The sequence below is a fragment of the Pseudomonas sp. ZS1P83 genome (assembly GCF_054897825.1).
Genome location: NZ_CM142706.1, coordinates 3,953,449 through 3,967,053, shown reverse-complemented (window position 1 = coordinate 3,967,053; position 13,605 = coordinate 3,953,449). Strand labels below are relative to the sequence as shown.

General features: G+C 57.0%; 12 protein-coding genes and 4 tRNA genes. 12 read left to right on the top strand and 4 right to left on the bottom strand.

Features of this window, described 5'->3' with window-relative positions:
• Positions 1-144 precede the first annotated feature (144 nt).
• From alaS to ACYZT0_RS18900, 6 genes are all read left to right on the top strand, one after another.
• The gene (gene alaS / locus ACYZT0_RS18925) at positions 145-2,769 is read left to right on the top strand and encodes an alanine--tRNA ligase (protein ID WP_462042500.1); all 2,625 of its coding nucleotides are present in this window, start codon (positions 145-147) and stop codon (positions 2,767-2,769) included.
• Between the two features lie 91 nt (positions 2,770-2,860).
• On the top strand, positions 2,861-4,102 hold the full coding sequence (locus ACYZT0_RS18920) for an aspartate kinase (protein ID WP_129437628.1): 1,242 nt from the start codon (positions 2,861-2,863) through the stop codon (positions 4,100-4,102).
• 185 nt (positions 4,103-4,287) lie between these two features.
• The gene (csrA, locus tag ACYZT0_RS18915; protein WP_002554426.1) at positions 4,288-4,476 is read left to right on the top strand and encodes a carbon storage regulator CsrA; all 189 of its coding nucleotides are present in this window, start codon (positions 4,288-4,290) and stop codon (positions 4,474-4,476) included.
• Between the two features lie 62 nt (positions 4,477-4,538).
• Positions 4,539-4,629 (top strand) — tRNA-Ser (locus ACYZT0_RS18910).
• 108 nt (positions 4,630-4,737) lie between these two features.
• Positions 4,738-4,814, top strand: a tRNA-Arg gene (locus tag ACYZT0_RS18905).
• A gap of 71 nt (positions 4,815-4,885) precedes the next feature.
• A tRNA-Arg gene (locus tag ACYZT0_RS18900) sits at positions 4,886-4,962 on the top strand.
• A gap of 19 nt (positions 4,963-4,981) precedes the next feature.
• On the opposite strand, the gene ACYZT0_RS18895 is transcribed toward ACYZT0_RS18900, so the two are convergent.
• Positions 4,982-5,500 (bottom strand): cell envelope protein SmpA, encoded by a 519-nt coding sequence (locus ACYZT0_RS18895; protein WP_462042499.1) that lies wholly within the window; start codon positions 5,498-5,500, stop codon positions 4,982-4,984.
• Positions 5,501-5,819: 319 nt separating this feature from the next.
• Between ACYZT0_RS18895 and mgtE the strand changes: the two genes are divergently transcribed.
• On the top strand, positions 5,820-7,262 hold the full coding sequence (gene mgtE / locus ACYZT0_RS18890) for a magnesium transporter (RefSeq protein WP_462042498.1): 1,443 nt from the start codon (positions 5,820-5,822) through the stop codon (positions 7,260-7,262).
• A gap of 100 nt (positions 7,263-7,362) precedes the next feature.
• Here mgtE and ACYZT0_RS18885 read toward each other — a convergent pair whose 3' ends face one another.
• The gene (locus tag ACYZT0_RS18885; RefSeq protein WP_003178899.1) at positions 7,363-7,689 is read right to left on the bottom strand and encodes an Arc family DNA-binding protein; all 327 of its coding nucleotides are present in this window, start codon (positions 7,687-7,689) and stop codon (positions 7,363-7,365) included.
• A 386-nt stretch (positions 7,690-8,075) separates the two neighbouring features.
• Between ACYZT0_RS18885 and phnN the strand changes: the two genes are divergently transcribed.
• Positions 8,076-8,648, top strand: a complete 573-nt coding sequence (gene phnN / locus ACYZT0_RS18880) for a phosphonate metabolism protein/1,5-bisphosphokinase (PRPP-forming) PhnN (RefSeq protein WP_462046601.1) — start codon at positions 8,076-8,078, stop codon at positions 8,646-8,648.
• On the opposite strand, the gene ACYZT0_RS18875 is transcribed toward phnN, so the two are convergent.
• Positions 8,623-8,802, bottom strand: a complete 180-nt coding sequence (locus ACYZT0_RS18875; protein WP_282375604.1) for a PA3371 family protein — start codon at positions 8,800-8,802, stop codon at positions 8,623-8,625. The two genes, phnN and ACYZT0_RS18875, sit on opposite strands and share 26 nt — an antisense overlap.
• 22 nt (positions 8,803-8,824) lie before the next feature.
• A complete protein-coding gene (locus ACYZT0_RS18870; protein ID WP_462042497.1) occupies positions 8,825-9,058 on the bottom strand; it encodes a hypothetical protein in 234 nt (77 codons plus the stop codon).
• A gap of 293 nt (positions 9,059-9,351) precedes the next feature.
• On the opposite strand from ACYZT0_RS18870, the gene ACYZT0_RS18865 reads away from it, so the two are divergent.
• From ACYZT0_RS18865 to ACYZT0_RS18850, 4 genes are all read left to right on the top strand, one after another.
• Positions 9,352-9,428: transfer RNA gene (locus ACYZT0_RS18865), tRNA-Arg, on the top strand.
• 389 nt (positions 9,429-9,817) lie between these two features.
• Complete coding sequence (locus ACYZT0_RS18860; RefSeq protein ID WP_462042496.1) at positions 9,818-11,422, top strand: response regulator; 1,605 nt, start codon at positions 9,818-9,820, stop codon at positions 11,420-11,422.
• The gene (locus tag ACYZT0_RS18855) at positions 11,419-12,111 is read left to right on the top strand and encodes a sensor histidine kinase (protein WP_462042495.1); all 693 of its coding nucleotides are present in this window, start codon (positions 11,419-11,421) and stop codon (positions 12,109-12,111) included. Before ACYZT0_RS18860 ends, ACYZT0_RS18855 begins: the two co-directional genes overlap by 4 nt.
• A gap of 201 nt (positions 12,112-12,312) precedes the next feature.
• Complete coding sequence (locus ACYZT0_RS18850) at positions 12,313-13,554, top strand: glutamine synthetase family protein (protein ID WP_462046600.1); 1,242 nt, start codon at positions 12,313-12,315, stop codon at positions 13,552-13,554.
• The last annotated feature ends 51 nt before the right edge of the window (positions 13,555-13,605 follow it).

The following is a 13,605-nucleotide window of genomic DNA, read 5'->3' as shown; positions in this document are numbered from 1 at the left end:
GAGTTAGCGGACCAATTGACTGTTTGTAACGTACAAACACACTGTACCTAGTCACTAACGCCGATATAATGCGGCCCTTTGCCGTCGCTTCGTCTGTTGACGTTTCGCACAGGCCTTTGGCCGCAGCCTCCGTGGAAGAACCTAATGAAAAGCGCAGAAATCCGTGAAGCCTTCCTTCGCTTCTTCGAAGAGCAAGGTCACACCCGTGTAGCCTCCAGCTCTTTGATTCCGGGCAACGACCCAACCCTGCTGTTCACTAACGCGGGGATGAACCAGTTCAAGGACTGCTTCCTGGGCCAGGAAAAGCGCACGTACACCCGCGCGGTCAGCAGCCAGAAATGCGTGCGCGCGGGCGGCAAGCACAATGACCTGGAAAACGTCGGGTATACCGCCCGTCACCACACGTTCTTCGAAATGCTGGGTAACTTCAGCTTCGGTGATTATTTCAAGCGTGACGCCATCACCTACGCCTGGAACTTCCTGACGTCCGACCAGTGGCTGAACCTGCCGAAAGAAAAGCTTTGGGTCACCGTCTACGCCAGCGATGACGAGGCGTACGACATCTGGACCAAGGAAATCGGCGTTCCGGCCGAGCGCATGGTTCGCATCGGCGATAACAAAGGCGCGCCATACGCTTCCGACAACTTCTGGACCATGGGCGATACCGGCCCGTGCGGTCCTTGCACCGAGATTTTCTACGATCACGGCGCCGACATCTGGGGCGGCCCACCGGGCTCGCCGGAAGAAGACGGCGACCGTTACATCGAAATCTGGAACAACGTGTTCATGCAGTTCAACCGCACCGCCGATGGCGTGTTGCACCCGTTGCCAGCACCGTCGGTTGATACCGGCATGGGCCTGGAACGGATCAGTGCCGTGCTGCAGCACGTTCACTCGAACTATGAAATCGACTTGTTCCAGAGCCTGCTGAGCGCATCGGCCAAGGCCATCGGTTGCAGCAACGACAATCAGGCTTCCCTGAAAGTCGTCGCCGACCACATTCGCTCGTGCGGTTTCCTGATTGCCGACGGCGTGCTGCCGTCCAACGAAGGTCGTGGCTACGTGCTGCGCCGGATCATTCGTCGCGCCTGCCGTCACGGCAACAAGCTGGGCGCCAAGGGCAGCTTCTTCTACCAGATCGTTGCGGCACTGGTCGCCGAGATGGGCGAAGCCTTCCCTGAGCTGAAATCCCAGCAAGCGCACATTGAGCGCGTGCTGAAAGCTGAAGAAGAGCAGTTCGCCAAGACCCTGGAGCAGGGCCTGAAAATCCTCGAGCAGGATCTGGCCGAGCTCAAGGGTGACGTGGTGCCGGGCGATGTCGTGTTCAAGTTGTACGACACCTACGGTTTCCCGATGGACCTGACCGGCGACATCGCTCGCGAACGCAGCCTGACCATCGACGAAGAAGGCTTCGAGCGCGAAATGGAAGCCCAGCGCGTCCGTGCCCGTTCCGCCAGCTCCTTCGGTATGGACTACAACAGCCTGGTCAAGGTGGATGTGGCCACCGAATTTACCGGTTACAAAGCCACCAGCGGTTTGGCGAAAATCGTTGGCCTCTATAAAGAGGGTCAGTCGGTCGACGTACTCAGTGAAGGTGAAGAGGGTGTGGTCGTTCTCAATCAGACTCCGTTCTACGCTGAGTCCGGCGGCCAGATCGGTGACTGCGGGTATCTGCAGGCCGGCAACAGCCGTTTCGACGTGCGCGATACCACCAAGACTGGCGGTGCGTTCCTGCATCACGGTGTGCTGGCGTCGGGCAGCCTGATGATTGGTGCGCCGGTTGACACCCACGTTGAAGCCGAAGTGCGTCACGCGACTACGCTGAACCACTCGGCGACTCACTTGCTGCACGCGGCATTGCGTCAGGTGCTGGGCGATCACGTTCAGCAGAAAGGCTCGTTGGTCGACAGTCAGCGCCTGCGCTTCGACTTCAGCCACTTCGAAGCTATCAAGCCTGAGCAGTTGAAGGCGCTGGAAGACATCGTCAACGCCGAGATTCGCAAGAACTCCGCCGTTGAAACCGAAGAAACCGATATCGAAACCGCCAAGCAGAAGGGCGCCATGGCGCTGTTCGGCGAGAAGTACGGCGACAGCGTGCGCGTACTGAGCATGGGCGGTGATTTCTCCGTCGAGCTGTGCGGTGGTATCCACGCCAACCGTACTGGCGACATCGGCCTGCTGAAAATCATCAGCGAAGGTGGTGTAGCCTCCGGCGTGCGTCGTATCGAGGCGGTCACCGGCGCCGCGGCGCTGGCATACTTGAATGCTGCTGAAGAACAACTCAAGGAAGCGGCCAACCTGGTCAAGGGTAGCCGCGACAACCTGATCGACAAGCTGTCGGCAGTGCTGGAGCGCAACCGTCTGCTGGAGAAGCAACTCGAGCAGTTGCAGGCCAAGGCTGCCAGCGCGGCGGGCGACGATCTGTCGGCTTCCGCCCTGGACGTCAAAGGCGTGAAAGTGCTGGCCGTGCGTCTGGACGGTCAGGACGGCAAGGCGCTGCTGGCGCTGGTCGATCAACTGAAAAACAAACTCGGCCGCGCAGTGATCCTGCTCGGCAGTGTCCATGAGGAAAAGGTCGTTCTGGTTGCAGGCGTAACCAAAGACCTGACTGGCCAACTCAAAGCCGGTGATTTGATGAAGCAAGCCGCTGCGGCAGTGGGCGGGAAGGGCGGTGGTCGTCCAGACATGGCGCAGGGCGGTGGTGTAGACGCTGGCGCACTGGATTCGGCATTGGCCCTGACTGTTCCATTTGTAGAGCAGGGTTTATAAGGCAGTGTGTCCGGTCCGCAGTCTAGTGGCGGGCCAGCATGCTGTTTGAGTGATTATTTGGGCGCCCTTCATGGGCAGAGGCGGCTTTGAAATGGCTTTGATCGTACAGAAATTTGGAGGCACCTCGGTCGGCACTGTCGAGAGAATCGAGCAGGTCGCCGACAAGGTTAAAAAATTCCGCGAGGCCGGCGATGACCTGGTGGTTGTGCTGTCTGCAATGAGCGGCGAAACCAACCGTCTGATCGATCTGGCCAAGCAAATCAGTGGCGACGGCCAACCGGTTCCTCGTGAGCTGGATGTGATCGTCTCCACCGGTGAGCAGGTAACGATTGCGCTGTTGGCCATGGCGCTGATCAAGCGCGGCGTGCCAGCGGTGTCTTACACAGGCAGTCAGGTGCGGATTCTGACGGACAGCGCTCACAATAAAGCGCGTATCTTGCAGATTGATGAACAGAAGATTCGGGGTGACCTGAAGGCCGGTCGTGTGGTCGTTGTCGCCGGTTTCCAGGGCGTCGACGAACACGGCAACATCACCACCCTCGGCCGTGGCGGTTCCGACACCACGGGTGTGGCACTGGCGGCAGCCTTGAAGGCTGACGAATGCCAGATCTACACCGATGTCGACGGCGTCTACACCACCGACCCGCGTGTGGTGTCCGTGGCTCAGCGCCTGGACAAGATTACCTTCGAAGAGATGCTGGAAATGGCCAGCCTCGGTTCCAAGGTGTTGCAGATCCGTGCGGTGGAGTTCGCCGGTAAGTACAACGTTCCGCTGCGCGTACTGCACAGCTTCAAGGAGGGTCCGGGCACCCTCATTACTATTGATGAAGAGGAAACCATGGAACAGCCGATCATTTCCGGCATCGCTTTCAACCGCGATGAAGCCAAGCTGACCATCCGTGGCGTGCCAGACACCCCGGGCGTTGCATTCAAGATTCTCGGCCCGATCAGTGCCGCGAACATCGAAGTCGACATGATCGTGCAGAACGTTGCGCACGATAACACCACCGACTTTACCTTCACCGTGCACCGCAATGACTTCCAGGCAGCGCAAACCGTGCTGGAAAACACCGCTCGCGAGATCGGTGCCCGTGAAGTCGTTGGCGATATCAAGATTGCCAAGGTGTCGATCGTCGGTGTCGGCATGCGTTCCCACGCAGGCGTGGCCAGCCGCATGTTCGAATCCCTGGCCAAGGAAAGCATCAACATCCAGATGATCTCGACCTCGGAGATCAAAGTCTCCGTAGTGATCGAAGAGAAGTATCTGGAACTGGCTGTGCGCGCTCTGCACACGGCTTTCGAACTGGACGCACCGGCCCGACAGGGCGAGTGATGCGTTTACCGAAGGGCGCGGTCTGACCGCGCCCTTTGTTTTTTTGAATGGTGCGACCCGAGGCTGTTCTTTTGCTCGCGCTAGTCAATACTCAGGCATGTAGGGCTGCGATCGCTCCGGTTGTAGGTCGAGTGCCTTTTTTTGCAGACTGTTGTCCCTGAAATGAAATGCGTGAGGAGAAAGGTATGCTGATTCTGACTCGTCGGTGCGCAGAAAGCCTGATTATTGGTGATGGCGAAATCACCGTGACCGTGCTCGGCGTTAAAGGAAATCAAGTGCGTATCGGTGTCAACGCCCCGAAAGAGGTTGCTGTCCACCGTGAAGAAATTTACCTGCGTATAAAGAAAGAGAAGGACGAAGAACCAAGCCATTAATTTTTATCGTTTTTTATGTTTGCAAACGGGGAAGAAGCTGGTTAACATACGCCCCGTGTTGCGGAGAGCTGGCCGAGTGGCCGAAGGCGCTCCCCTGCTAAGGGAGTACACCTCAAAAGGGTGTCGGGGGTTCGAATCCCCCGTTCTCCGCCATTATTTGCGTAGTACGTTGTAATCTGGCTTCTTCGGTAAGTTGTTGAAATTACTAGAAAAAAGCGCTTTACAAAAAGATTCGACGGCCTATAATGCGCGGCAACAAATGCACTCGTAGCTCAGCTGGATAGAGTACTCGGCTACGAACCGAGCGGTCACAGGTTCGAATCCTGTCGAGTGCACCATTTAAGAGTTGTTTGCAGTAATGTGAATGACTTGGCTTCAACCAGTTGTGATCTGGTATAAAAATACAAATGCACTCGTAGCTCAGCTGGATAGAGTACTCGGCTACGAACCGAGCGGTCACAGGTTCGAATCCTGTCGAGTGCACCAAACACCAAAAAGCCCGCGTTTAACGCGGGCTTTTTGCCGTCTGGGATTTGGCTTTTCCTTTGGTGCACCCTCTCTCATCGAACTCGACGTGTGCGCTACGACCTCGCTTGGTGTCGTAACGGTAACTCGTGGCTGAATTACGAATACTGATCTTGTCTGGCTTGCCCAGGGCGCTCTCGACGTCCTGCTGACTCATGCCGGCGACAACTCGCTGATTGATGATGGCTTCGCGGCGTTCCCTGGCGCTGATCAGGTTTCCACATTTGTCCTCGGTCTTGCCAACGACAGTCGGATCTCTCCTTTTGATTTTCATACCTGATGTTTCACGAATCTCGGCTTCCGGCATGAGAGCGGTTGTGCTGCCTGGCGTGAAGGTGCGCACATCCTGAAGCGAAAGGCTGTCTCCGGCCGTACAGCTCAACGTAGTGAACGTAATGCGCCCATCGGCTGCTTCGCAGCGGTGAACGGTCGTGGCTAGCGCCCAGGGCGACGGGCAGAGCAGGGCGATTAATAAAAAATAATGTGCATTGGATGGCATTAAACGTCCTCCATGACGGTCCATCTCAAGGGTAGTCGCTGCATTTTTCGCTGTGGTGTGTTTTCTTTTCAGGATGAGTCGTCGCAGTTTGATGGATCAGGACAGCGATCAGGTTTGTCTTGCAAGCGCTTGTTTCAGCCGAGATTTTTTAACGTTTAAAACCGTCGGGCGGTGTATCATTGCGCCCGTCAGCCCCGCCGGGGCTTGTGGAATACCTCCATGGACTTACCCAGTAGTTACTCAGTTCCCCGTTTTTCCAATCATGAATTGACTGATTGATCCTTCCGGCGTGCCCCGCTGCTGGGAGTGGAGTTCGCCTATGTCTGAAGTTGAAGTAAAGAAAACGCAGGAAAGCCTGCAGGACCGCCTCGCTCAAGTTGTTGAGCTGCTGCAGCGTCAGCGGGTGGTCGAAGACCTGACTCATCGCCAGGAAGGTCCGCATCACGACCGGGTCGAGAACCTGGTTCACCGGCAAAACCTCGTCGAGTTGCAACGCAAGCTCGATGATTTGCACTCCGCCGACGTCGCCTACATCCTTGAAGCCTTGCCGCTGTCCGATCGTCTGATGCTCTGGCAATTGGTCAAGGCCGATCGCGACGGCGACATTCTGCTCGAAGTATCCGATTCTGTTCGTGAAACGCTGATCGCCGACATGGACGATCACGAGCTCCTGGCTGCGGCCAAGGACATGGACGCCGACGAACTTGCTGACCTGGCCTCCGAGCTGCCGCGAGACGTCGTCCACGAGCTGATGGAAACCCTGGATGGTCAACAGCGTGAGCGCGTACGCTCTGCGTTGTCCTACGACGAGGATCAGGTCGGTGCGCTGATGGACTTCGAGATGGTGACGATCCGTGAGGATGTCAGTCTCGAAGTGGTTTTGCGTTACTTGCGGCGTCTCAAGGAGCTGCCGAGCCACACGGACAAATTGTTCGTGGTCGATTACGACGGTGTCCTCAAGGGCGTGTTGCCAATCAAGCGATTGTTGGTAAACGACCCGGAAAAACAGGTTTCTGAAGTCATGGCCAACGACCCGGTGAGTTTTCACCCGGACGAAGACGCCTATGACGCGGCTCAGGCGTTCGAACGTTACGACTTGGTCTCGGCGCCTGTAGTCGACAAGAACGGCAAGCTGATCGGCCGTTTGACCATCGATGAAATGGTCGACCTGATTCGTGAAGAGAGCGAAAACGAAGTTCTCAACATGGCGGGTCTGCGCGAAGAAGAAGATATTTTTGCGTCAGTCTGGAAATCCCTGCGTAACCGTTGGGCCTGGCTGGCCGTGAACCTGATTACCGCGTTTATCGCATCCCGGGTGATCGGTCTTTTCGAAGGCTCCATCGAGAAACTGGTGGCGCTGGCGGCATTGATGCCGATCGTGGCCGGTATCGGTGGCAACTCGGGTAACCAGACGATCACCATGATCGTTCGGGCCATGGCGCTGGATCAGGTCAGCACCGGCAATACTTCGCGCCTGATGCGCAAGGAATTGGCGGTAGGTCTGATCAATGGCCTGGTCTGGGGCGGTGTGATCGGCGTGGTCGCCTACCTGCTGTATGGCAGTTGGTCTCTGGGTGTGGTGATGACGGCCGCCATGACGCTCAACTTGTTGCTTGCGGCATTGGCGGGAGTGTTGATTCCCATGACCCTGGCGCGGCTGGGGCGCGATCCTGCGATGGGCGCCAGTGTGATGATCACCGCCATGACGGACAGTGGCGGATTTTTCATCTTTCTCGGGCTGGCGACAATCTTCCTGCTCTGACTTGCTGACGTTAAAAGCCCGCCAATCGGCGGGTTTTTTATACCCGAATTTCAGGCAAAAAAAAGCCAGCGATTAAGCTGGCTTGAGCATTCGGAATGAATCAGGAAGCGTCTGCGGCCATTTCGGCATCATGCGCAATCAGCGAAACAAGAGCGTTCTGCTGACGGTGGGAGAGTTGGCGGAAGCGTTGCAGCAGTTCACGTTCGTGCAATGACAGCTCCGGGCTGTCCAGGCGCATGCTCAATTCTTCGCCCAGCGCGCCTTCCTGAATAAGGCTCTGCTCAAGGCGAGCGATAATTTCGGAGTTCATGCTGCGATGATGATTGCGAGCCACTTCGGCAATGCGTTCACGCATTCCGTCTGGCAGACGTACGACGAACTTGTCAGCCGTACGGCTGGAATAAATTGCCTGTTTCAATGGGCGCATATATTTAACCGGTTAGTTCAGGGGAGCGGTTCTCGGGATTGGCCGCAGGATGTCTGTTAGGACAAGCGCTCTGGCCAAATGTTCAACCTGAATTGATAGGGGCTCGCATCATGCCTCAAAGCAGCCAGTTCATTGGCGTCAATTCTGTGACAAATATTGAACTGAATAAAGGCGTTATGCCAGCACCCATTATCAGAAATGCGGACTGGTTTGAAAAGTTTGCTCTGGTCCGTTTGACTGACCGCATCCTCTTGGCCGACAGGAGATGTCCGAAGACGCCTGAAGGTGCATGCTGTGCGGATTCGATCAGTGTTCCTTATTTGTACAGGATAGTGGCAAATGGCCGATTTACTAGGGGCAGACGTGCAGTGGGAGGCTATTTCAGGATGGATGGCAGGCTGATCTACTTGATGGGGCCTTCTGGGTCCGGCAAGGACAGCCTCATCGAAGCCGCTCGAGAGCCTTTGCAGATGCTCAATTGTGATGTGGTGCGTCGGTTCATCACGCGGTCGGCCGAATCCGTGGGTGAGGATGCGATCGGAGTTTCCCGGGAAGAGTTCGAGCGACACAGAGTCGAGGGCGATTTCGCACTGTGCTGGAACGCGAATGGCCTGGATTACGGTATTCCGATCGAAATAGATCAATGGCTCAACGACGGCCGACATGTCCTCGTCAACGGCTCCCGCGGCCATCTGGCAGAGGCGCTGCACCGATATCCAACCCTGTTGCCGGTTCTGTTGACGGTCAAGAATAAAGTCCTGCGAGGACGACTGCTGCGCCGTGGTCGCGAGAGTCTTGCGGAGATTGAAGCGAGGCTCCATCGCAATGGGTTATTCCCGGCCGAGGGTTCAATGGGTGGCACTCAGCTCCATCCACTCGACAATTCAGGCGAACTGTCCACCACAGTTGCCAATCTGCTGAACCTGTTGAGGGTTAACGCAGTACCGGATCGAACTTGATCTTGCGCCCGGCAATCAGTGCCAGCACAAACAGTGCACCGAATACGCCGCTGGCGATCAGGGGCAAGGTAATGACGGTGTCCTGTACTACTGACAGATGAAGAATGCCGCTCAGTAAGGCGAGGATGAAAAATCCAGCGGCGGATTTGGACATGCGGTGCTCCTGATGGGGTGATTCAAAATACCAAACGTTCGGAAGATTGAGCTGGCACTAGGATGCCTTCCTGGCTCACCTCTTGGCTGACAAAGCTGCGCTCATCGCTCATTACCGCCAATTGAGGCGCTTTTTGCAGTTGAAGGTAATGCGGCATGCGTTGGGCAACTGGCTCAGCACCGCTCTCGGGGACAAAATGAAAGCCCAACAGAATCGCCAGGGTGATCGCGTTCGAGAGTAAAAGTACGCTGTACATGAGGCTGGCCTCCGTTGTTCTGTGAGCACAACTCAAGCAGCCCGCATGCCAAGAGTCTAACGGCAATTAAATCCTTTAAAAACAACGAACTACGTTATTTGTTCGAAGTGCCTGCATTGCATTTTGCAATGATGGTTTTTTGGGGTGATGCAATTTGCACGGTAAACAAAGCCACGCCCCGCCAAGGCGTGTGCCTACACTTAAAAAGCCCAAAGGACGACATGACAAAAGCAGGCCTGCCCGTTAACATGCACGCCGTCCATTGCACCGCGTTTTCTTCGTGGGCGACATGTGTCTCAGTAGCTCAATTGGATAGAGCATCCCCCTCCTAAGGGGAAGGCTGGCAGTTCGAACCTGCCCTGGGACACCATTAATCCGAGCCTCTTCGGTCACCTGTCTGATAGGCATTTACTGCTCGTCAGCAGGTAGCACCAAGAGGCAAAAAAGAGCCCCGCCGGGCGATTTTCCGGCGGGGCTTTTTTACGCGCAATCACCCGACGATCTATATGGATAGTCTTTGCTAAGGAGCAGGGGCCGAGTGCTTGGGAGTGGTGGTCATACGTCGCCTTGGCGAGGGGAAACGCCTTGAGTTCAAGTGGGGTGTGGGTGCGCCTTAACAAATCAGGATAGTCCCGATTTTCAATAACACCTTCAAAATATTTAGCGCGTACTGAGCGGCCTGACTTCTTAAGGGAACGCCACTACTGGCCGATAACCCGAACAGTCATGGTCTTCTTCTTAATTGCCTGGAAATCTTCGATGCTGTCGTATCACCAAAAGCGTTTTTTGATCGTCGATGATTTCTCGGATTTTCGCAGTTCCATCAGGTCCATGCTGCGCGAGCTGGGCGTCAAGGATGTCGACACCGCCGACACCGGTGAGCAGGCGCTGCGTATGTGTTCGCAGAAGGCCTACGATTTCATCCTGCAGGACTTTCACCTGGGCGATGGCAAGAAGAACGGTCAGCAGGTGCTTGAAGACTTGATGATCGAGAAGCTGATCAGTCATGAAGCCGTGTTCGTCATGGTCACTGCCGAGACCAGCCAGGCAATGGTGCTCAGTGCGTTGGAACACGAACCCGATGCGTACCTGACCAAACCGTTCAACCGTTCCGGCCTGGCTCAACGTCTGGAGCGGCTGGAGCAACGCAAGACGTTGCTCAAGCCGATCCTGCAAGCCCTTGATCGGGGCAAACCGGTTGAAGTGCTCAATGCCTGCATCGCCCTGTGCAAGCAAGACATCCGCTACTCGCCGTTGTGCCTGCGCTATCGCGCCGATGCCCTGCGCGACCTGAATCAGAACGAGGCGCTGGAGCGTCTCTACGACAGCATCATTGCTGATCGGCCTTTGCCGTGGGCGTTTGCCGGTCTGGGCAAATTGCTGTTCAAGCGCGGCCAGGTCGTTCAGGCCAAGGGCGTCTACGAAAAAGCCCTGAAAGTGTTCCCGATGATGCCGGCGCTTTACGACGGCATGGCCGATGTGTTGGTCGCTGAAGGAGACACCAAGGCTGCCCAGAGCGTGCTGGAAGAGGCGATCCGCTTGTCGCCGCTGGCGGTGCGCCGGCAAGCGCTGCTGGGCAAGTTGGCGATGGCCAACGAAGATTTTGACACCGCCTCCAAAGCCTATCGTCAGGCCGTGGCGCAGGGCGCGCAGTCACGTTTCAAGGATGCGGAGAGCAACCTGGGCCTGGCCCACGCTTTGATCAGCAAAGGCAGCGAAAAAGGCCTGGATACTCGGACCCGGCTGGAAATCAACACGACGCTGAGTGCGGTGGCCAAGGAAAACCCTACCGATCCAGGTCTGCAGATTCGTGCGCGGCTGATGAAAGCCACCAGCCTGCTGCTTAACGATGCCGAAACCGCCGAGAAGCTTACCGAGCAGGCAATGATGCGCCTCGATGGCATGGAGCAGTTCATGAGTGCCGAAGCCGCGTTGCTGGTGGCCAAGCAACTGCAAATGCTCGGGCAGGCCAGCGCCGGAGCCTCGATGCTGAAAAACTGCGCGGAAATCTACGGCGACGACCCGGCGGTGATGAAGGGCATCGCCAAGTTGACCGACGATCCGAGCATTCTCAATTCCGGCAACGCCGCTGCCGACCTCAACCGTCAGGGCGTGCGGGTATACAAGACCGGCAACCTGGTGGAAGCGCGGCAGGTGTTCCGCAAAGCCTTGGCGATGCAGCCGAAGAACATCAGTATCGCGCTGAACATGGCGCAGTCGCTGCTGCACGGCACCGACACCAGTGCTCCTTCGGCGGAGCTGGAGGAATGTCGGGTCTGCCTGAAAATGGTCGGCCTGATGCCCGACACCGATGCGCGTTATTCCCGTTATCAGAAGCTGCGAAGCAAGGCGTTTGGCGAATGAACGACCGCGAACAGGCACTCGATTTTTCTACGGTGATTGCCTCCACCGTGCACGACATGAAGAACTCCCTGGCCATGTTGATGCAGGCCCACAGCCAATGGCTGGCGCGCTTGCCGGATCCGCAGCAGTACACCCCGGAGCAGGGCGTCATCGACTTCGAGTTCGCCCACCTCAACGGCATGCTGGTGCAGTTGCTGGGTCTGTACAAACTCGGCGTCAACCAGATGCCATTGCAGCCGGCCTACCATGAGCTGGATGACTTCATCGAAGCGCAATTGGCAGCGCACCAAGAAGTGTTCGCCAGTCGCGGCATTATGGCGACCTATGAAGTGGACCCGTTGAGCCCGCTGGGCTTCTTCGACCGGGAGCTGATTGCTTCGGTGCTGGCCAACATCATCAACAATGCCATTCGTTACGCCCGCCACGCGGTGTTGATCAGCGTCAGCGATGAAGCCGGGCAATTGGTGCTGACCGTCAACGACGATGGCGAGGGTTATCCTCCCGAGATGATAGTGCGTCAGGCCGATTACGTGCAGGGCATCAACCACAGCAGCGGAAGCACTGGCCTGGGCCTGTACTTTGCCGGGCGGATTGCCGCACTTCATCAGCGCAATGGCGTGGGCGGACGCACCGAAATCAGCAATGGCGGCCCGCTGGGTGGTGGAGTGTTCAACCTCTATCTGCCCTGACCGGTTCTTTTTGTTGGCCGCTGCTTGATATTCCGAACACGCGGAGCCTATTTTGTCCGGGTCGCCGTTCGCGGCTTGCCTAACAAAAAGGATTGCGTCATGACAACCGATGGCCATTGTTCACTCGCGGAGCGATTGACGGGCATTGATGAGATTGAATGTGTCACGCCGGACTTGAATGGCGTACCGCGCGGCAAAGTAATGACCGCCGAAGGCTTTCTGGAAGGGCGGCGTTTGCAGATGGCACGGGGTGTGCTGCTGCAATGCATCATGGGCGGATATCCGCCAGCGCGTTTTTACGGCAGCGATGATGGCGACTTGGCGCTGGTGCCCGATCCCGCACAGATCCATCGCTTGCCCTGGAGCGCACAGCCACGAGCTTTCGCCATTTGCGATGCGGACGAGCTGACCGGCGAAAGTTCGTCTCTGTCGACCCGCGGCCAACTCAAAGCCGTGATCGCGCGTTATTCAGCCCTCGGCCTGGCGCCGGTAGTGGCGACCGAGCTCGAATTCTTTGTGTTTGCGCCCAACACCGACCCCGCTCAACCGTTCCAGCCGCCGCTGGGCCTGGACGGTCGTCGCGAGGACGGTCAATTGGCGTTCAGTGTCAGTTCCAATAACGGCTTGCGGCCGTTCTTCAGTGAAGTCTACGCATGCATGGCGGCCCTGGGCTTGCCGCGCGATACCTTCATGCACGAGATGGGCGTCAGCCAGTTTGAGATCAACCTGCTGCATGGCGATCCGCTGCTGTTGGCCGACCAGACCTTCCTGTTTAAACATCTGCTTAAAGAAGTCGCGCTCAAGCATGGCCTGATCGTGGTCTGCATGGCCAAGCCGCTGGCGCACACGCCGGGCAGTTCGATGCATATTCACCAGAGCATCGTCGAGATCGGCAGCGGACGTAACGTGTTCAGTGACGAGGCCGGTGAGCCGACCGCGACCTTCCGTCATTTCATCGCGGGTCAGCAGGCCGGCATGGCGGATTTCACTGCGTTGTTCGCGCCGAACGTGAACTCTTATCAGCGCTTGTGTCATCCCTTCGCATCGCCGAATAATGCCTGCTGGTCCCACGACAACCGTGCGGCCGGTTTGCGTATTCCGGCCAGTTCGCCCGCCGCTCGTCGGGTCGAGAACCGCTTGCCAGGGGCCGATGCAAATCCCTATCTGGCGATCGCCGCCAGTCTTGCCGCAGGGTTGTATGGCATTGAACACAAACTGGAGCCGAGCGAGGCGATCCAGGGCGAGTTTGAAGTGCCGGATAATCTTGCGTTGCCGTGTACCTTGCATGCCGCTATTGAGCGTCTGAAACGTAGCCAATTAGCGAAGGAACTGTTTGGCAAGGAGTTCATCGAAGGCTACGTCGCTTCGAAGACCATGGAGTTGACCAGCTTCTTTGATGAAATTACTCCCTGGGAGCGCCGTGTCCTGGCCGCTCAGGCCTGACGTTCCATCGTCTTCGGGCTATCTTTTCGGGTAGCCCGATTCTCACTGCAA

Coding starts and splice junctions, on each gene's coding strand:
- alaS (WP_462042500.1), top strand. CDS start 145: ATGAAAAGCGCAGAAATCCGTGAAGCCTTCCTTCGCTTCTTCGAAGAG.
- ACYZT0_RS18920 (WP_129437628.1), top strand. CDS start 2,861: ATGGCTTTGATCGTACAGAAATTTGGAGGCACCTCGGTCGGCACTGTC.
- csrA (WP_002554426.1), top strand. CDS start 4,288: ATGCTGATTCTGACTCGTCGGTGCGCAGAAAGCCTGATTATTGGTGAT.
- ACYZT0_RS18895 (WP_462042499.1), bottom strand. CDS start 5,500: ATGCCATCCAATGCACATTATTTTTTATTAATCGCCCTGCTCTGCCCG.
- mgtE (WP_462042498.1), top strand. CDS start 5,820: ATGTCTGAAGTTGAAGTAAAGAAAACGCAGGAAAGCCTGCAGGACCGC.
- ACYZT0_RS18885 (WP_003178899.1), bottom strand. CDS start 7,689: ATGCGCCCATTGAAACAGGCAATTTATTCCAGCCGTACGGCTGACAAG.
- phnN (WP_462046601.1), top strand. CDS start 8,076: ATGGATGGCAGGCTGATCTACTTGATGGGGCCTTCTGGGTCCGGCAAG.
- ACYZT0_RS18875 (WP_282375604.1), bottom strand. CDS start 8,802: ATGTCCAAATCCGCCGCTGGATTTTTCATCCTCGCCTTACTGAGCGGC.
- ACYZT0_RS18870 (WP_462042497.1), bottom strand. CDS start 9,058: ATGTACAGCGTACTTTTACTCTCGAACGCGATCACCCTGGCGATTCTG.
- ACYZT0_RS18860 (WP_462042496.1), top strand. CDS start 9,818: ATGCTGTCGTATCACCAAAAGCGTTTTTTGATCGTCGATGATTTCTCG.
- ACYZT0_RS18855 (WP_462042495.1), top strand. CDS start 11,419: ATGAACGACCGCGAACAGGCACTCGATTTTTCTACGGTGATTGCCTCC.
- ACYZT0_RS18850 (WP_462046600.1), top strand. CDS start 12,313: ATGACCGCCGAAGGCTTTCTGGAAGGGCGGCGTTTGCAGATGGCACGG.